Annotated in this window: 11 protein-coding genes and 6 pseudogenes; 7 read left to right on the top strand and 10 right to left on the bottom strand. The window is 59.5% G+C overall.

From position 1 onward, the window contains the following. Nucleotides 1–1350 (bottom strand): annotated as a pseudogene (locus tag AC1DKD_RS25870) (ISKra4 family transposase); the annotation flags it as partial. Between the two features lie 616 nt (nucleotides 1351–1966). On the opposite strand from AC1DKD_RS25870, the gene AC1DKD_RS25865 reads away from it, so the two are divergent. The 3 genes and pseudogenes from AC1DKD_RS25865 to AC1DKD_RS25855 all read left to right on the top strand — a co-directional run bounded on the left by AC1DKD_RS25865 (nucleotide 1967) and on the right by AC1DKD_RS25855 (nucleotide 6326). Beyond that, nucleotides 1967–2473, top strand: coding sequence for a hypothetical protein (locus AC1DKD_RS25865; RefSeq protein WP_441628184.1), 507 nt, complete (start codon nucleotides 1967–1969; stop codon nucleotides 2471–2473). A gap of 783 nt (nucleotides 2474–3256) precedes the next feature. Further along, nucleotides 3257–5380, top strand: a complete 2124-nt coding sequence (locus tag AC1DKD_RS25860) for a penicillin-binding protein 1A (protein WP_477104574.1) — start codon at nucleotides 3257–3259, stop codon at nucleotides 5378–5380. Nucleotides 5381–5665: 285 nt separating this feature from the next. After that, a pseudogene (locus AC1DKD_RS25855) lies at nucleotides 5666–6326 on the top strand (transporter substrate-binding domain-containing protein). A gap of 280 nt (nucleotides 6327–6606) precedes the next feature. Here the strand turns inward: AC1DKD_RS25855 and AC1DKD_RS25850 are convergent. The 4 genes and pseudogenes from AC1DKD_RS25850 to AC1DKD_RS25835 form a co-directional block, all read right to left on the bottom strand. Further along, the gene (locus AC1DKD_RS25850) at nucleotides 6607–7185 is read right to left on the bottom strand and encodes a phasin family protein (protein WP_441628188.1); all 579 of its coding nucleotides are present in this window, start codon (nucleotides 7183–7185) and stop codon (nucleotides 6607–6609) included. Nucleotides 7186–7373: 188 nt separating this feature from the next. Further along, nucleotides 7374–8117 (bottom strand): acetoacetyl-CoA reductase, encoded by a 744-nt coding sequence (gene phbB / locus AC1DKD_RS25845; protein ID WP_441628190.1) that lies wholly within the window; start codon nucleotides 8115–8117, stop codon nucleotides 7374–7376. A 216-nt stretch (nucleotides 8118–8333) separates the two neighbouring features. Further along, the gene (locus tag AC1DKD_RS25840; RefSeq protein ID WP_441628192.1) at nucleotides 8334–8594 is read right to left on the bottom strand and encodes an XRE family transcriptional regulator; all 261 of its coding nucleotides are present in this window, start codon (nucleotides 8592–8594) and stop codon (nucleotides 8334–8336) included. Nucleotides 8595–8941: 347 nt separating this feature from the next. Further along, a pseudogene (locus AC1DKD_RS25835) lies at nucleotides 8942–9166 on the bottom strand (tyrosine-type recombinase/integrase); the annotation flags it as partial. 365 nt (nucleotides 9167–9531) lie between these two features. On the opposite strand from AC1DKD_RS25835, the gene AC1DKD_RS25830 reads away from it, so the two are divergent. Both AC1DKD_RS25830 and AC1DKD_RS25825 read left to right on the top strand, forming a co-directional pair. Continuing rightward, a complete protein-coding gene (locus AC1DKD_RS25830; protein WP_441628194.1) occupies nucleotides 9532–9741 on the top strand; it encodes a hypothetical protein in 210 nt (69 codons plus the stop codon). Between the two features lie 532 nt (nucleotides 9742–10273). Then, a pseudogene (locus tag AC1DKD_RS25825) lies at nucleotides 10274–10672 on the top strand (transposase); the annotation flags it as partial. Between the two features lie 234 nt (nucleotides 10673–10906). Here AC1DKD_RS25825 and AC1DKD_RS25820 read toward each other — a convergent pair. After that, nucleotides 10907–11698, bottom strand: coding sequence for an IclR family transcriptional regulator (locus AC1DKD_RS25820; RefSeq protein WP_441628196.1), 792 nt, complete (start codon nucleotides 11696–11698; stop codon nucleotides 10907–10909). 103 nt (nucleotides 11699–11801) lie between these two features. Here AC1DKD_RS25820 and AC1DKD_RS25815 point away from each other — a divergent pair, with 103 nt between their 5' ends. Beyond that, entirely contained in the window at nucleotides 11802–12236 is a 435-nt protein-coding gene (locus tag AC1DKD_RS25815; RefSeq protein WP_441628198.1) for a TetR family transcriptional regulator C-terminal domain-containing protein, read from the top strand. Between the two features lie 323 nt (nucleotides 12237–12559). On the opposite strand, the gene AC1DKD_RS25810 is transcribed toward AC1DKD_RS25815, so the two are convergent. After that, nucleotides 12560–13189, bottom strand: coding sequence for a trimeric intracellular cation channel family protein (locus AC1DKD_RS25810; RefSeq protein ID WP_441628201.1), 630 nt, complete (start codon nucleotides 13187–13189; stop codon nucleotides 12560–12562). Beyond that, nucleotides 13186–14451 (bottom strand): M20 family metallopeptidase, encoded by a 1266-nt coding sequence (locus tag AC1DKD_RS25805; protein WP_441628203.1) that lies wholly within the window; start codon nucleotides 14449–14451, stop codon nucleotides 13186–13188. Before AC1DKD_RS25805 ends, AC1DKD_RS25810 begins: the two co-directional genes overlap by 4 nt. A 479-nt stretch (nucleotides 14452–14930) precedes the next feature. Here AC1DKD_RS25805 and AC1DKD_RS25800 point away from each other — a divergent pair, with 479 nt between their 5' ends. Beyond that, nucleotides 14931–15263 (top strand): hypothetical protein, encoded by a 333-nt coding sequence (locus tag AC1DKD_RS25800; protein WP_441628286.1) that lies wholly within the window; start codon nucleotides 14931–14933, stop codon nucleotides 15261–15263. Between the two features lie 646 nt (nucleotides 15264–15909). Here AC1DKD_RS25800 and AC1DKD_RS25795 read toward each other — a convergent pair. Next, a pseudogene (locus AC1DKD_RS25795) lies at nucleotides 15910–16278 on the bottom strand (VOC family protein). Nucleotides 16279–16699: 421 nt separating this feature from the next. Next, nucleotides 16700–17861, bottom strand: a pseudogene (locus tag AC1DKD_RS25790) (hopanoid transporter HpnN); the annotation flags it as partial. Between the last annotated feature and the right edge of the window lie 154 nt (nucleotides 17862–18015).

The raw sequence follows: 18015 nt of genomic DNA, 5'->3' as shown, positions 1-18015 counted from the left end.
TGGTTCAAGAGGGCGACGCGCACTTGCACGACACTGTGTGCTCCCGCACGACTCCAACGCATATGTTGGCTTTTACACATCCGACGGCCAACGATTCGATTGATAGATGACTCGACGAAGCCGGTCGCGATTCGTAGGCCGACACGCTGCCGGGTGCGATAGTCGATCAGCGACTCAAGATGGCTATTGAGGTAACTGATCAAATCTATGAGCTTGCAGTGCGCCTGTTTGGCTTTGCGGCTTGAGTTCGGGTCAAGTCTTTCGCGCAGATCAAGCAGACGACACAGTTCCTTACCGAGCTTCTGCCAACGCACCGTTTGCCCGGTCCACACGAAGCTGCGAAGGCGAACAAACAGATCCCACAACTCGAATGCTGACCCGTTGGCCGTAAGGCGCCCATACGCCAAAGGCGTAATAGCTTGATCGGCGTATCGCAGCATTCGACCGATGTGCGCCCGGTCGAGAACCCATTCGGTATCGAACGGAAGGTCGTCAGCAACCCCGGCAAGATCCAGGGCGCCATCGGTCACGACACAGACGTCATTGGGATCATCGTATCCACTGTCCTCCAGGAATTTGGTCATTTCTTCCTGCAATCGCTTGGTGCGCGGCGTGGCGGAAGCCCAGACCCGTGGTTGTCTGCCAGTCTGGCCTAATGCCGCAACGACGACCGCTATCGACGATGAGCTTCGGCTTGCCCCCGCGCGATTGTCCTTGCCGGCTCCCTTGCCATTGCTTCGCGCCTGCCTCACATAGCCGACATCAACGCCCAGCTCRGCGATTGGCKTTATCTCCTCGCACCACCGCCGCACGGGCTGTGCGTGTTGGAGGGATTTGCCCACGGCCATTGTGTGATTGCGGATRGTCACGTGACTGTCGCGTCCGGAAGTTGGCAMCAAGAGGTCCATGRCCTGCTTGSCCTGCCGGTAGGGCATWGTGGCGCCGAGTTCRGCATGCAGCCATCGCAGCTCGCCTGTGCTYGCTTCCTTAASGTAATTCTTAAGCGGCGACACRTACCTSGATCYGTCWGYACCACAMTTRCATRCTTTCCATCGRTCGCGGCAGTAGAAGACCTTKCCSAGCGTGGTCTTCAGTTCGGMGSAATGYCCGTCGTGCATGCGACGGAGCGCGCCGCAGACCTCACAAGTTCGCTGCGCCGCGCAGTAGCGATCGAGCTGTTCTACGACGAACTCTTGCTGGACGCAATTGACTAGCGACGTACCTTCCGCAGAGACAAACGACGTCGCCGGAGGCTTGGCTGTGGTCGACGCGGTGAAACTGCATCACCTCAACCCGTTTTGCCACCGTGCCACTGCCATCATCGAACTCCAGAACGATCGTGCATCGCATGTCGGCTCTCCGTCTCTTTGATACCGAGACGATACTCCGATGCAGGGCGGCATCCCAGGCCATTTAACGGCTTCAAAGCGGGACCATCTCTGTTACGACTGCGTTGATGGCTCCTGATGTGGCTGACCATGCCTTGCTGGTACCGGGACGCGGCTCAACACGTTGCCTGCGAAGGCTACGCACAGGGCGGCTCTTTGACCAAATTGATAGAGTTGGCATCACCGTTGGCGCTCTGGGCTGATTTTCAACCGGCAGGCGCTTGACGGCTTGCAGGACACGCATGCCGGATCGGCCCATGAGCGGGCGCCGGGCTCTGCCCGCCGAGTGTCCGGTCAGGCTTGAGCCGACGTTCTGGCGTCCGTGCGAGAGCGCGGATCAGCGGCCGTAATGGCGGGGGACTGCCGCCTGCTTGGCTCACTCGACCAACGGTTTCTCGGCCGGTCCGGTTCGTCGCCGCGTGATATTTGAGCGACCGTGCGTGACCGCAGGCAATCACCCTCGAAGACTTCGTGCGCGCAGCACAGCGCTGACCAACAGGGGGTAGTATTCACGGAAGCTGGCACGCACCGAATGGCAAGCGAAGTAGCGTTAAGCGCTGTCGATCGGGGGCATTAGCATGCAACGCGAAGCATTTGCCAGGGCTCTTGCCCAAGAGGACACTTCCGACCTTGTCACAGTGACGCGCGAACCCGGCGCACCGGAAGAGCACGCCCATCCTTTTGGAGCCATGGAGCTGATCCTAGCGGGGGAAATCCAAATCCGCATTGACAATGACGAGCTGCGCGATGTGTCGCGCCTCGGCCCGATTCTCGTCGAATTTGGGTCCTCGCTTTTGTGGGGCAAGGGCAGCCAGTTCGGCAGCCTCGCGCTGGCGCCGCCATGTGCTCAAGGACGACGAGTACACGCCTTCACGGCGCATCAGCGCGCCGATCTCTCCGGGCTTGGTGCAGCGGTCAGCCGCTTCCGTATGCGACGCTTGTCGGCGTTGGAAAATTGCCTGCGTCGAGCGCGGGAAACGACCTCTGAATCGGTGCCGGAGGCTGACTCTAGCGTCGCCGAACCGGGCGCCTCTTCAGTCGCCCTACGGGCTCCTTGCGTTGGCCCGGATCCGACACATTCTTGACTGCAGCCATGATTGCCTTGGATGAGTTGTTGGCGGTCATACCTGCCTCGTCGGACCTGAAAAATTCAGTCCGAGAGCTCAGCGTGGCTGAAAGTTGGATGATTCTAGCCGCCCCATCAATTGACTGCGGCACGCGGACCAAGTCGACTGGCTGCATCCCTGGCGGATCGAGCCATGCCTGTGAGCAGAGTCAAGACAAAAAAATGACCTGTGGATGCCCAGGCGAGCAATGGCCCGGAGTAGCCAATGGAGATTGAAGCCTGCAGCACAGAGGATAGGATGGACGGCGTCACCGATTGCGCCCTACAGGGGTGGCCAAGCGGAACTGGTTGTGGCCCGTCGCGGGCACGCAGCAATTGCTCTAGTGCGGAAGCATAGTCCGGGTCAGCAGTATTGCTGACCCGGCATTGAAATCAAGTCGTAAGTCGCTTCGGTTTGGGCTGCTCTTCCCGCGGGATGCTCGTGAAGCCCGACGAGCGGGCATCCGGACTCTGCCTCAGAAAAGTCGGGTGGGTGCTCATGAGCGGCCATACAAGGCGGGGTTGGTGATCGTCTCTTCATCGGCCATAGCGAACGTTGCCCATACGAAACAAATGCAATTTTCTGTAAATGCCGTGCGCCGCAGCCCTGCTTTGACAACAGAAGCGTCCTTCCGCTTTGGTACGATCCCGCTCTTTCCGCAAGCGCCCCGCCACCGTGAATCGCCGATATGCATCGTTGTTTTGTGAGCATTGCGCACGGTGGCTCGCCCGCGTCCAACCGCTGGCCGCCGCCGGTAGCACGATGACCCGACTCGTTTTCAACGGCGCGCTGAGCCGCCTTCGCCACCCGACGCGACGCGGCATCGCGCTGACACTCGTCGCATTGCCGGCACTCTGCCTGCTGTACGTGCTTGCGCTCGTGCCGCTTACGCCGGGCATCGGCGACATCCGCAAAGCTCGCGTTGATCGGCCAGCGTTGATCGTGTCGGCCGATGGCAAACTGCTCGATGAGTTCAAACCGCTCAATCGTGCATGGGTGTCGCTCAGGCAGATCTCGCCATACATGGTGGATGCATTGATCGCGACCGAAGACCGCCGCTTCTATGAGCATCACGGCATCGACTGGAAGCGCATCGCGTCGGCCGCGCTGCATACGGTCTCCGGCGACCGGCAAGGTGGCTCGACGATCACTCAGCAGCTCGCGCGCAACCTGTATCCCGACGAAATCGGCCGCGCGCCGACCCTCACGCGCAAGCTAAGGGAAGCGATTACGGCGTTCAAAATCGAAGCCGTGTACAGCAAGGATCAGATCCTCGAGACGTACCTGAACACGGTGCCGTTTCTGTACAACGCCTACGGCGTGGAAATGGCCGCACGCACCTACTTCGGCAAATCTGCCGATCAGCTAGACATACTTGAAAGCGCGACGCTCGTCGGCATGCTGAAGGCCAACAGCGCCTACAATCCTGTGCTCAATCCCGAGCGCGCGTTGCAGCGACGAAACACAGTGCTCGGGCAGATGAACAAGTACGGGAAGCTCAAGCCCGATTCCTACACCTGGCTGAAGCGACAGCCGCTCAACGTCAATTTCGAGTTGCAGACCGCGCCACCCGGCGCCGCGCCGCATTTTTCGGCGCAATTGCGCAAGTGGCTGATCGCATGGGCCGATCGCAACGGCTACAACATCTATGCCGACGGGCTGGTCGTGCGCACGACCATCGATTCGCGGCTGCAGGCAATGGCGACGCAGGCGATGGACTGGCAGGCGAACCAGTTGCAATGGATCGCGAACGGCGCATGGAACGAACGCACGGGTTGCTGGCCGGGCAATGACCTGTTCCAGACATTCATCCGGCAGACGCCCGACTATCGCGCTGCACGCGATGCTGGTCAATCGGATCAGGTCACTCTCAGGAAGCTCGCTACGAACCCCACGTTCGTCCGTGCGCTCTGCCAGAGCAAGACGCAAATCCAAGCGGGTTTTGTCGCGATCGATCCACGCAACGGGGATATCAAGGCATGGGTTGGCAGCCGCAACTTCAGGGACGAACCTTTCGATCACGTGCAGCAGGCCCGACGTCAGCCGGGTTCGACGTTCAAACCGTTCGTCTACGGCGCGGCCTTCGCGGATGGCGCGCGGCCAAGCGATACGATAGTAGACCGGAACGTCGCCATTCCGCTGACAGGGCATGCGATCTGGCGGCCTACCGACGCGGAGCCGCCCACCGGACGACCGATGACGCTGCGCGACGCGCTAGTGTATTCGCGCAACCGCGTCACCGCTCAGCTCATGCAAAAGGAACGCCCCGAGAAGGTCGCACGGCTCGCGCACGCGATGGGTGTGCGAGTGAGTCCGCTCGAAGCGGTGCCTTCGCTTGCGCTCGGCACGAGCCCCGTCACGCTCAAGGAAATGGTATCGGCGTACAGTACGATCGCGAACCGTGGCGCCTATATCGAACCGCGCATGGTCACGCGCATCGAGGATCACGACCGCAAGGTGCTCGCCGAATTCGCGAGCGCATCGCCGGAACAGGCGCTGCCCGCCAACGCAGCGCAAACGCTCGTCGACGTGATGCGCGACGTCGTTAGCCGGGGCACCGGCGCGGGCATCCGGACGCGCTTCGGGATTCGCGCCGACGTGGCCGGCAAGACGGGAACGACGCAGGAAAACACGGATAGCTGGTTCATCCTGATGCATCCGCAACTGGTCGCGGGCGCATGGGTGGGTTTTGACGATGGACGTGTGACGCTCGGCAACTATTGGGGCGAGGGCGCGCACAGCGCCCTGCCGATGGTGGGCGCGTTCTACGACATGGCGCTGCGCGCGAGAGTTATCGATCCAGATGCGCAGCTCGGCCCCGAGACCCGGCCTCCTCGCGCGGTCCATGAGCGACGGCATCGACACTTTCTCTTCTGGAGCTTCTGATGTCGTCGCTGGCGGACGCCGCATCGCAATCCACGCCGGCCGACAGTAGAGGACGGACCGTTTTCTCGATCCGGATCGCTTGACTGAAGCCTGCACCCGGGATCGCGCAAGCTTGGCGCCATGCGATATTGAGACGATGCGTTGCTCGCTACGAGCAAGGCTCTGTTTGCACTTGCTGACTAAACTCGGACGCCGACGATTGTCGCAGCCGTTGCTCCGTTATCCGCAAAAATTTTGCTATGGCCGAGGAACGGGCATCCGGCCGCTATTCGGGGCATCCTTGCTATGCGCGATCCCGGCGGCGGCGCTCCGAACGGCGTCTCCGTGGACCTGGCCACGGAGCTCGCGCAGCGGCTCGGGCTGCCGCTCGAACTGGTGGTGTTCGATGCGGCCGGCAAGTTGGTAGAGGCGGTGCGCTCGGAATGGGCCGACTTCGGCTTCTTTGCCATCGACCCGCTGCGCGGCCAAGGGATCCATTTATCGATGCCTTATGTGCTGATCGAAGGCAGCTATCTGGTGCGTGAGGATTCCCTGCTCATGGAAAACGGCCAGGTTGACCAGGTTGAGCATCACGTCGTGGTTGGCAAAGGGAGTGCCTATGATCTGTTCCTGATTCGCTAACTGCAGCATGCAAGAGGTCGTCCGCGCGCCGACCTCGACCTCGACCGCTGTCGTGGACACCTTTATCGCGGAAGGAGCGGAGGTGGCTGCGGGCGTAAGGCAGAAACTCGAGGCGGATGCGGGACGCGTGGCCGGCCTGCGCTTGCTGCCTGGACGGTTCATGGTCATCCGGCAGGCGATGGGCCTACCTGATCGTGTTGGTCCGATCGCATTTGAATAGCTCGCGGCCTTCGTCAAGGACATGATCGATAGCGGATTCGTCAGCGCGGCGCTCGCCCGGCACGGCATCCTTGGGGCAGCAGTGGCGCAAGTCGATGAAATGTAGCCACACACGGGGCATTCGTCCCTTCAACTGCATGCATGAGCTGCCTCTTCGAGTTCAACTATGAATCGGGGAGGGCCGTGCGCTGACGCATCGGATAAGCCGGTGGCGAGCCGCTTCCCATTGCCGGCCTTGGCGCGGCTGGCCAGACGGCGTGATCGGCGTCACCTGCCGACTGTCAAGGCTCATAGCCCCCCCACTGCTGCGCCGGTTTCACGCGCCCGGCAAGAAGAAGTCGGCCCGACCGAGGCAGGCTGGGCCTCAGAGGATCGCAGCAACAGGATCAGGCGGAAGTCGAAGTCTTCTTCGAGGCGGCACGATCCGTCACGCAGACTTGCTCTGCGGCATTCGTTGCCACGGTTGCGGCGGCCTGGGTATTGGATTCAGCAATTTCCACGGCTTGCGCCGCGGCCTTCTCCAAAGACTCGTAGGCATTGTCGGCGGCAATAATAGCCGACATCACGATCGCCATGGCCGATTCCGTGCCGGCCGGCGCATTCTTGGCGAAGTTGTCGACAGTCTCTCGCAGCTTCTGTGAGCCCTCAGTCAGCATAGCGATTGCCACTTTGGCGAGCTCTTTCTGGGTTTCCGATGTGATCTCATAGAGGTGGCGGGCGTAAGCCATAGCCTTCTCGCCGGCCGGCTGTACCAGCGACGCGTGGACCTCAAGCAGATCCCGCGGCTCTTTGGCAGAGAGCGCGCGCTTGGCGCCGTCCAGATTTTCCGTCAGAGCCGTCTTCGCGACCCGCATATTCAACTCAAGGAACTTCTCAAAGCCTTCGATCGCCTTGGATGTCAGTCTATACCGGGATTCGAGATTGGATTGATGCACCGCCAAAATTTGTTCCTGAGTAAGGATCACGCTGGTCTCCGATGGTGAATGATTAATTGCTCTACCGACACGCGTTGGGACGCTCAGTCGTCTCCACCTAAAAAGGTCGGGGGACTGATGGTGAATCGCGTGTGAGGTAGTTCTCTACGCGCTCCCGCAATAGGGAGTCGCAGAAGGGGGCACGGTGTCGCTAACGAACCATGTTCCGTCCCCGTCGATCATTGCATGTGCTGCCCGCCGTTGATCGCAATATTGGATCCGGTAATGTAGCCCGCGTCCTCGGAGCACAGATAGGCAACGAGGGCTGCCACTTCCTCCGGCTTGCCAAGGCGCCCCATCGGAATCTGAGGCAGGATCTTTGTATCCATGATCTCCTGCGGCACGCCGGTGACCATCTTGGTCGCCAAGTAACCCGGAGAGATCGTGTTGACCGTCACCCCCTTGCGAGCCACCTCTAGCGCGAGCGACTTTGTGAACCCATGCATGCCCGCCTTCGCGGCCGCATAGTTGGTTTGTCCGAATGCACCCTTCGAACCATTGATGGACGAGATATTGATGATGCGCCCCCATCCCCGCTCCACCATGCCTTCACACAGAGGCTTGGTCACGTTGAACACCGAATCCAGGTTGGTGCGAATCACGGCGTCCCAATTGACCTTGTCCATCTTCTTGAAGGCCATGTCGCGGGTAATGCCGGCGTTATTAACCAGGATGTCGACCTGGCCGACCTCGGCAAGAATCTTTGCCATCGTTGCCTGGCAGGCATCGTAGTCCGCCACGTCTAGCGCGTACGCGCGGAAATTGCGGCCGGCAGCTTCCATGGTGGCTAGCCAGTTGTGCACATTCGGGTTCCCTGGCGTGTGAGTCACGACCACGTCGTAGCCGGCGTCGTGCAGCCTGAGGCTGAGAGCCTCCCCCAAACCGCCCATACCGCCAGTCACCAATGCAATTCGTTTCGTCATCCTGCTTGTCTCCGTCAAAGTTTGTATGACCCCTATCTTCCGATCGTGCCGATTCTGTGTTCGGCTTTCGACTACCACCACCACGTATGCACATGGCACTAGCAAATAGCGCTGCCGCGCTAGGCTGGCGCGGATATTTTTCCGTTTCGTATTATTGTTTGGTGCACCGAATGGCTAGATACCGGCTTAGCCGGACAACTCTCTTTTGGGGTGGGCTCACCACAACCTGGAGGTAAGGCGCGCGAGCCAACCGCGCAACTCATCCGCGCGAATGTCTTGAAACTTACCGCAGAGAACCAGGGCGAGATCCGACTGAAGCGTCTCGAGCATGGCTGCGGCGTCGGACAAGGTAATGCCTGCGGCTCTCATACATACCGTCATCTCCTTCACGATTTCCGCTTTTAACGGAATTTCCTCGGCGTCCGCGAAGCCAAGCAGCGCGTAGACATTGGTCGTCCCATACTCGAATCGAAACATGTGGAACCTCTTATCTTGTTGCTCTTCAACATGGCCCTAGAGCGTCGATGCGCCAATTTGGTGCGGGCTGAGGGCAGGATTATTGATGCATACATTTGATAAGACAATCGGGTAAACACTAGGACACTGATGACCACAGGTAGTCCGCGGACCGAAAGCAATTTCATCATCTCGTAACAAGGACAAGGGGCTAGAGGCAGCCAATCCAGTCGGGCGAATCCTCCAAAAGTTGCGAGGAGGGCGTATTTTCGCGACAGCCTGCGAAGACTGAGTACAAGGGGGAGCGGACGAAAGAACCAGAGCGAGACCGGGGCATCGGTCTGGTCCTGCGCAGCGGCGCACGGTGTCTAGGTCCACCCGATCCGATGCCGTTCCTGTATGGCCTCGTACCGCGCATCGTCTTCGGTGTAGGCAGAGGTTGGTGGTGAAGACGGAGGCATGCCCGAAGTTGTCGCGCACAAAGCGCAGGTCAACCTGCTGGTCGGTCATACGCGACCCCGCCGTATGGCGCAACCGGTGCGCCGAAGTGCTGGCGAGTACCTGGCCCCGCTTCCCCACTCGGGGCCACGCGAGTGAGATAACAAGCCGTGGTCATATGGTACCCAAGACTCAATGCGTCCCCGCCTGGCATCCGCCGGCCATGGTCCCCCTGAACTTTTGTTCAAAATGCGAACAACTATTATCGAGTCTTCGTGGCCAGACCCGCTCACGCCGGCAGTTCTCAACTGTGGCGAGTCACAGAGGGTGCAGTCAGGGAAATACCGGATGCCTTTAATTTCCGCCGGAAGAGGGCTGGCGTGATAACCTGCTGGTCTGGCGCGATAGCCGCCAAATGAGTCCTTCGCTGCAGTGCCGCATGCCGGTAACAGCATCGTGTGTGTCATCACTGAAGAAAGCAAGTTACAGCAAACGTAGTGCCCTTATCTAGGAGACACTGATGCTGAGTCCTCACGAACTCGCGACGCTGATGCTGGTGAAGAACGCTATTGACACAGTCGAACTTGATCCCGCCGATTTTAATGCCTTGCTCGAACGGGAACTTGCAACCCGGGAGCGTGTCTCACCGGGACGCCATCGTGCTCTGATCACAATTAATGGCCATGTTCTTCTCAAGGCTATGCAGCGGGACGGGCGTGGTGGTCATTAGCGCGAGCTTTAGTTTTAAAGACAGCTTCGCGGTTGGAAGTTTTCCTCATATTGCGTACGGCCTATTGTCTTGAATTTCCTCTGGACCGCAGGCGACAACTCTTACCAGTATTCTCTTGCGGACAGAATCCGCTGTCATTTGATTTCATGAGAGCAATACAATCAGTACCTAACGAGACAGTCCGGCGTTCAAGTCGGGGCACAAACTCGGAGCCGCTGGGGGCGGGCCGTCTATTTGTGTCTGGCAGCAGAGAGTCAGCGGACAAGCAAGCCGCGATCTTGTGGGTCCGAATGCAGATGGTCCGAAACAGCATTTCCTTCGACGACCTTATTCGTGCTGGGTGTTTTGAGGATGCTACCAAACTGCGGGAGGTGCGCTACCGGAGTGCGGATGGTCGCGTTTGGGACGGTAATGGCGAACTGCCAGATTGGCTGCAGAGGGCGGTGAATGCAGGGCAGAGCGTCGAACATTTCCGAGTGAAATAGGTTTCTCGTACCCACATTAGTAATTGGTGGGCATCGTCAGCGGAAATAGTGACCGTGAGGCCGCCAAGGTCATGATCAACGATGCTCGGCAGGCCGTTGAGGATCCAGGCACGGTGCTCACGCTCGGTGCAGACAAGGGCTATGACGCAGCGGAGTTCGTCGAAGCGTGCCTGAGGACGAGGGTCATGCCGCATGTGGCGCAAAATACCAACGGGCGACGCTCTGCAGTGCCCAATCCGATTGCCGCCAGCGCAGGCTATGCGATCTCTCAGCAAAAGCGAAAGCTGATCGAGCAAGGCTTCGGCTGGGCCAAGACGGTGGGTGGCATGCGTCAGGTGATGGTGCGCGGATTGAGGAGAGTYGACCAGATGTTTGTGTTGACGATGGCCGCTTACAACCTCGTGCGCATGCGATCGCTRGGACAAATCCGCCTGCAGCAGCGATAAARGGACAAAAGCGGGCGGGAAACAGGCGTCAGGCGGTCGAAAAGCCGACGAAGTTACGCCTGAGTTTCAGAATGTGGAAAAAACAGAGTCGTCGTCGCGCGAGCGGGGAAACCCGCGCGTTGCGCGGGACGTATTTCAGCAGCCTGTTAAGGCAAGCCGGAAGCGGCATCGCCTATTGCGCGATACCGAGGTGTCCATGCGATATTCGTGGTTAGGCTGCCATGGCTGAAACTATCAAGCGAACGACAAGTTGCTCCCACAAACTTGCGAGATACGTGTACTTGTCTCTACCAGACACGAGATAGCCTTGGCTTTGATACGCTGCACATCAGGGCTTGCGCCGATCAACGTCAGACAGGCAGCCGCCTCGTTCTGAACATCCAGTATCGGGGCACTGATTGCTGACAGGCCTGGAATCAGGACCGATTCGGCTTCGTCGTATCCTCGCTTGCGGATCTTCTCAAGATGCTCGAGCAATTTCGCTGGCGGCTGCTCGAGATTACGGGAGACAGCCAGCTCGATCAGATCATTCCTGACCTGCTCAGGTGTGAATGCCAGCAATACTCGTCCGGTCGCAGAATTGGTCAACTGGAATGTCGAGCCAACCGACAGCGTGGTGATAAACGGAACAAAACTGCGCTCCCAACGAACGATGGTCGGGCCGCGATCCCCCAGGACGCTGAGCAGTGCAGGAAGTCCCGTACTGGCTACCAGTTGCGGCATGGCTTCGCTTGCAAGGCGCAGATGATCGACACGCGCCAGCGCCGAAGCGCCTATGCGAACCGCGGTAGGTCCCAGGTCATAAAGACCGGTGATTTCATTCTGAACCGCCAGGCCGCTCGCCATCAGACTCGCCAGATAGCGGTGCGCGAGACTATTTGGCATGCCGATGGCGCGCGCCAGGTCACGCAAGGGCGTCGCCTTTCCTGCGTTGACAAGGGCGAGGAGAACTTCCGTTGCCTTGTCAGCCGACTGAATGCGGCGCCGCCCTCGGCCTTTTTTCGCGCTGTCGCATTGCCCAGTCAAGCATCATCGCGAAAAAAATCAAATTTTATATGGTTGGTCCAGAATATAAGGTGAGCGGAAAATGCCAGCACAACCAATAGAGTCCGACAGAGACCAAGCACTGATGCGTGCCGTCGACTCCATCATTACATCCACCGACACAAGCGTCTCAGTTATCCGGAAGGCAGCTGATTCCGACCGGCCGCTTACGCAGCTTCGCGAGCTGCTGCTCAGTATTGCGCAAGACGATGATGGAGCCGGTGGATGTCTCCTAATGAATGCGTCCTCGGAGCTAGGCTTGCATAACGCCCGAGTACAACAGTTGGTTCGCTCTGGCCTTCAATCAATCCTGAATCCGTTTGAATTGCTCGTGATTTCGGGGCAACTTTCCGGTACGTTTAAATCGGATATTGAGCCGGCTGAGAGTGCGCTCGCGGTTGTGGCCACAATTGCAGGGCTACGCGCGGTTGCCAAGGCCGGGTTCTCCGCGTCCCAACTGGCACCTGTTATCGAGAACCTAATCGCTGGCCTGGCGCACGACACTTCGGTTAAGCAATAGTGTCTCAGCTGCCGAACCAGTCCTCGACATAGGTCGGGCCTTCACCGGCTAACGGACGCGGACCGCAACACTCGCTGTACTTCATCCCTCATTTTCACTAGATTTCCAAGTACCCTCGGGCTTGGGAGTGCCAGACATGTCGGCTACTGCGTTAGCGGTGCACCGCACTCCGGTCAGAAGCTGTTCACGCAGCTCCGGCTTGTTCCAGATGGTCGTGGCTTTGCTTGCATCTGACAGGCCAGTCTTTTGAGCAGTCGCAACGGAAAATGGCGAATCGAAGGGCAGCTTCTCGCTACACGCAAGCTGAATAATGGGCTGCACATTCATTGCGCGGCATCACTTCTCCTGACCATTGGWAGACTCCAGGAGTAGCGCAGCGCGAGGGCGCGGATGGCGAAACAAATAAAGGCTCCGAACCAGGGAGTGACCGCGAGCCTCCACTCCATGAGTTGTCCAAGCACCTGGATGGCTGCCCCGACCAGCGCTGCAACGGCGTAGATTTCCTTATCGAGGATAATGGGCACGCGGTTGAGCACCACATCTCTCGCCACGCCGCCACCAACAGCGGTCARCATACCGAGAATGATGGCAACCTCGACACCATGGCCGAACTGGAGCGCCTTGTGCGCGCCAATGACGGCGAAGAAGCCTAGCCCAAGCGAATCAAAAAAAACGATAGGATGCTTGAGATGGTCAATAATTGGGCGTGCCCAAATTGCAATCGCTGACGCGAGCGCCGATGTGGCGAGGTATCGCCAATCCGAAATGCCGACCGGCGGTAGAGCACCAAGGCACAGGTCGCGAATCACTCCACCGCCACAAGCGGTCAGATGGCTGATGGCCAGCACGCCAAACAGGTCAAGCCGTCTCTGCTCGGCGGCGAGAGCGCCGCTGACCGCGAATGCGAAGGTACCCAGCAGGTCAACCAATACGAACAGGTTATGTTCCATCATGCCTGTGAAGGAGTGCAGAGCCAGGCCGAGGTGGCGGTGAGCATTGCGTGCAGGCCAGTTTCCAGCGTCGGATTAATGACCGGTGCAAACTTTGGGGAATGATTGCTCGGTATCTTATTCATCTGCTTCGCTGCTTTGGCTTGTGCATAGACGTCAGGGTCGGTCCCTCCGATGAACCAGAAGACGTAGGGCACATTCCAGGTTCGACCGAAGACGCTGAAATCTTCACTGGCCGAGGCGGGTGCTGCTTCGTAGGCCTTGTCGCCAAACTGGGCCTGGAAAGCATCGGCCACCTGACGCGTGGCAGTGGCATCGTTCTCGGTTAGGGGGTATTGGCTGAGCGTGGTGAACTCCGGCGGTCGCTCGGCGTTGGACGCATCGCACTCCGCGCAGCAGATTCGCTTGATGGACGCCAGCATGTACTCGCGCACGTCTTCGTCGAAGGTGCGCATATTCAGCTTGATGGTGGCCTCGTCGGGGATGATGTTTTCTTTGGTACCTGCCTGCAGCGAACCAATGGTCAGCACTGCGTTATCCATCGGCGAAATTTCACGCGAGACGATGGTCTGCAGGCGCAGCGTCGTGGAAGCAGCCATAATGACCGGGTCAATGGAAGTCTGCGGCTGCGAGCCATGCGAGCCGCGTCCGTACAGCTTGATTTTCAGGCTATCTCCCGCCGACAGAATGACCCCCTGGCGGTAGCTGACCGTGCTGCTAGGCCCCACCATGACGTGCTGGCCCAAAATAATGTCTGGCTTGGGGAAGCGTTCAGCGCCCCAGTCGTCAACCATGCTGCGGGCACCGCGTCCTACCTCTTCTCCAGGTTGAAATACCACCATGACTGTGCCCTTCCAGGCATTGCGGTGCTCGGCAAGGACGCGCGAAACTCCCATCAGCCAAGTCACGTGCATATCATGCCCGCAAGAATGGGCCACGTCGACTTCGACGCCGTCTTCATCTTTGCTCTTGACCGTACTGGCGTAAGGCAAGCCGGTGTTTTCGGCCATGGGCAGCGCGTCCATATCTGCGCGGAGCATCACCGTGGGGCCCTCACCATTGCGCAATACCCCAACGACACCTGTGATTCCTACTGCCCGCGTCACTTCGTAGCCCAACGCCTCAATAAAGTCTGCCGCGACCTTTGCGGTTCGGACCTCCTGCATTGACAACTCAGGGTGCTGATGAAGGTCCTTGTAGATTGTTTCAAGTTCCGCCAGCAGCTTGTCGCTGCGGCCCTCCAACGCTTGGACGAGTGCGTTCATGGAAAATCTCCAGCTTGAACTGGCTAGTATGCCTCACATATTGTTGCGATGAGAGCTTCGCTACGAGGTGCTTCGTTGGCACGACTACACGTGCGATGCGGAAAGAGTGACGTAATTTCACCCTTCCTCACGAAGTCTTCATCGACCCCGTGCACTATTGCTCGACAAACGCGAGGGCAGCGGTGAGCCGGCGATGCCCCTCCAGTCGACTACACATGACCTTATAGTCGTGGCTTGTCGTCTTCTGAAGTTTCTCATGCGGCACATGGGTCGAGCGGTGGCTGGCAGACAGCGGCGAGATTTCGAGGCGGGCCGACTCCCTGCGGACAGAAATAGATACAAAATCCTGGGACCAAGCGATACTGTCTTTCGGTGGGTAATGCATTCATATGAGGGAGAGCGACGTCAACGATGACGCGGCCCAAACGTTTATGAGAGCTAGGCAAATTGCCTTATAAATTCTGAGGAGGGGTATCGTGATGAAAAGATTCTGTGCGGTAGCCATTGCAGCGCTCTTTTCGGTAGGTTTTGCTTACGCTCAAACTGCCGCGCCTGGGGCAGCCACCAAGCCTGCAACGTCCGCCGCCGCTCCAGCGGCTTCTTCGAACTGCGAAGCGAAGGCGGTTGACAAAAATGGCAAGCCGCTAGCTGGGGCCGCGAAAGCTTCCTCTATCAAGAAGTGCGAAAGTGGCAACAAAGGCGACGCGTCAGCCTCCTGTGAAGCCAAGGCCGTTGGGAAGGACGGTAAGCCACTCGCCGGTGCTGCAAAGACGTCATTCATGAAGAAGTGCGAGGCCGAAGCCGGCAAATAATCTCGCATTTGAGAAAAGGCCGGCCACGCGCCGGCTTTTTATGCCTCTCCGCTGTTGATTTGCACCGAATTCTTACCCAGGGAACGCGGTAATTTGCATCGAATGTTGACCCACGTATAGAACACTGTCCTGCTCGGGAACTGCACGTTGAGACCGCGAATCTCCAGCGGCGACGGCGAGGCTCCTGCGTTGCCATGGGTGTCGGCGTGGGCGGCAGCAGTGGGTGGCGAGTCAGCATGGCCGTCATTCCGCGAAGGGGAATGTGTTAAGTGAACCATGCACGTATTGCAGCATGCAGCCCCGCAGCCTTCCCACGAATTTTTGCGTAAATACTTACTCGGTTTTGCGTTTGCGTTTGGCGGGCGAGTGCGCTAGCGGAGGCGTGCCGATGCGGCGGGGCTGATTGTTAATGGATCAGTAAAGCGTCCGCGGGATCGCGGCCTGAGCATGGCGCCATAGCTAGCTGTTGCGTGGGGTGCAAAGTGCACGGGCCCTGTTCGCTGGCGGACAGAGTCGAGCGGAGCAAATTCTGCGGATGCCCGCCGCTCAGGGCCGGCACCCGTCATCTGGGTTGTGCAGGAGAACCCTGTAATGGCCGCTCGCTTGTGGCAGTCGTCTCGCCTCTTCTTCTGGATGCGCATGCGTCTTATCCCTTCGTGAAGATTTCCAGAAAGTGCTTGCTCGGATCCTCGAAATAGATTCTGCGGCAGCCACCGTCCGTGCTGACCTCGCCGGGGCGGCGGCGGTATGGGTCTGACCAGCACATCAGGTTGCGCGCGCGGATTCGGGCGAGGCTTTGCTCGAATTCACCGTCGCTGATCAGAAAGGCCTAGTGCTGCAGGGCAACATCGCCTTCCGCGTCCATGAAGTCCAGGGTGACATCATTGTCCAGCCGTACGGCGAGAAACGGCCCGAAGGGCACGGCTGCGGGACGTCCGAGGATCTCGCAGAGGAAGTCGGCGGACACCTTCTTGTCACGAGAAAAGACGATGGTGTGGTTGAGCTGGATGGCCATGTCGCAATCTCCGGGAAGGGGTATGTGCAAGGACCGGCATGCGAGCCGGCCGGGAACGGCCAACCAGCCGTCACGCGGAGGCTGACGCGCGCCACCGTCGCAGGGTACATGGATTTCGCCGCGCCGGGCGGGCGTCACCGGCCAGGCGCCATGCGGCCGACGTCTCCGCGATGCCGGCGTGAATGGGCGGCGAGGTGACGCTGGATGCCAGAAGCAGTATGCCCGTAGCCTCGCGCCCTGCGGCGTCGACCACGTCGGCATGCCGTTCGGCCTGCAGGCGGTCGGGTGCGTTCTGAGGATGGCCACGAGCAAGGACCTGAAGAAATCGCTTCCGTGGTCAGCACCTTGCATGGCCTGCCGCCCAACGTGGAGCACATTCACCTCGTGGTATCGCAGACTACTTCGGGTAGGGACATATCCGCTACCCGCGCGTAGAGATCGGCACACCTATTTCGGCATTATTGCGTGGGCAGTCTGCCGACTGATGCTGGTGCGGCGTGGCTTTGCCCATCAGGATCGGCTGGAAGAACACCGCGCCGACCAATGTGCACATCAACGACAGCGTCAGCAGCTTTCCCATACTGGCGGTGCCGCTATGGTGCGACAGCCACAGGCTGCCGAAGGCGGTAGCAGTAGTGGCCGCGCTGAGCAGAACCGCAAGTGTCAGGTTCGATTGCAGCAGGCGTGTTTTGCCGGCGCGCCACGCAATCACATAGTAGATTTTGAAGGCCACACCGATACCAAGCAACAAAGGCAATGCGATGATATTGGCGAAATTCAGTGCGATGCCGAACACCACGCACAACTCCAAGGCTACCGTGGCGGAAACCAGCAGCGGCACCAGCGTCAGCAGCACGTCAGTAAGGCGACGCAGTGTGATCCAAAGCAGCACCGTGATCGAGAGCAAAGCCCAGGCCCCGGCCTGGGCGAAGGCGCCGAGGATAGTATCGGCCGAGCCCCGCACCGAAATCGGCCCTCCTGCTGCCGTAGGCTCGACGCGCAGAATGGTGTCGATGAAATGGTCTAGCGCAGCCGCGCGTGCGGGACTGTCCGCGCATGGCAGACGCGGACTCAAAGTGACAAGGGCACGGCCATCCGGCGTGATCCAGTCGCGCACCAGGTCGTGTGGCAGCGATCTGCCGATCGATCGGCTGCGCCTGCAAGGCGCGCTGCAGGTCGGCCAGCGCCAAGCGCAGTGGCAGGGCCAGTGCTTGTTCCGCGCGATCGCGGGTAGTAGCATCGGCAGCCGCGAGCTGGCGCAGCGCCTTGGCCAATCGGACACTTTCTGCCGCGCCTGGGCCGGGATGGTCTTCGGATGCAAGCGGCAGCAGCCTAGCCAGGCTCTTAAGCGCATTGACGCGCAACACGTCGCTGGCCGGACTGGCTGCGCTTTGGGTCAGCACCGGCGTCAGGCTCGAAGGGGCATCGGCTATGAGCTTCAGCTTGGCCGGCTGATCGGTTGGTATGAAACTCTGCAGTGTGACCACGCGAGCCACCTCAGGCAAGGCCCCCAACTGCGCCGCAGAGGCCTCTGCGGCCGCCAGCGAGGGTGCGATCAAGCTGACATCGTCCATGCTGACCTGGGTGTTACGTCCCGGGCTATTTGAGGAGCGGCGTCGCGAGCTATTCGAGGTGAGACGTCGGCAATCGTCGCGGGTTGCCGGAGGCGCAGAGCAACTCCGGCGTAGCGTGAGATGGAATGAGGCGAAGTCCGAGAATCGTCGCACGATGAAGAAG

This window comes from Cupriavidus sp. 05T313, assembly GCF_056396665.1.
Note: the sequence above shows the minus strand (reverse complement) of the source record. Positions and strands in the feature narration are given on the sequence as shown.

Bases quoted from the DNA above. Each gene is read 5' to 3' on its own strand.
- AC1DKD_RS25865 (WP_441628184.1), top strand. From the start codon at position 1,967: ATGCAACGCGAAGCATTTGCCAGGGCTCTTGCCCAAGAGGACACTTCC.
- AC1DKD_RS25860 (WP_477104574.1), top strand. From the start codon at position 3,257: ATGACCCGACTCGTTTTCAACGGCGCGCTGAGCCGCCTTCGCCACCCG.
- phbB (WP_441628190.1), bottom strand. From the start codon at position 8,117: ATGACGAAACGAATTGCATTGGTGACTGGCGGTATGGGCGGTTTGGGG.
- AC1DKD_RS25840 (WP_441628192.1), bottom strand. From the start codon at position 8,594: ATGTTTCGATTCGAGTATGGGACGACCAATGTCTACGCGCTGCTTGGC.
- AC1DKD_RS25830 (WP_441628194.1), top strand. From the start codon at position 9,532: ATGCTGAGTCCTCACGAACTCGCGACGCTGATGCTGGTGAAGAACGCT.
- AC1DKD_RS25815 (WP_441628198.1), top strand. From the start codon at position 11,802: ATGCGTGCCGTCGACTCCATCATTACATCCACCGACACAAGCGTCTCA.
- AC1DKD_RS25805 (WP_441628203.1), bottom strand. From the start codon at position 14,451: ATGAACGCACTCGTCCAAGCGTTGGAGGGCCGCAGCGACAAGCTGCTG.
- AC1DKD_RS25800 (WP_441628286.1), top strand. From the start codon at position 14,931: ATGAAAAGATTCTGTGCGGTAGCCATTGCAGCGCTCTTTTCGGTAGGT.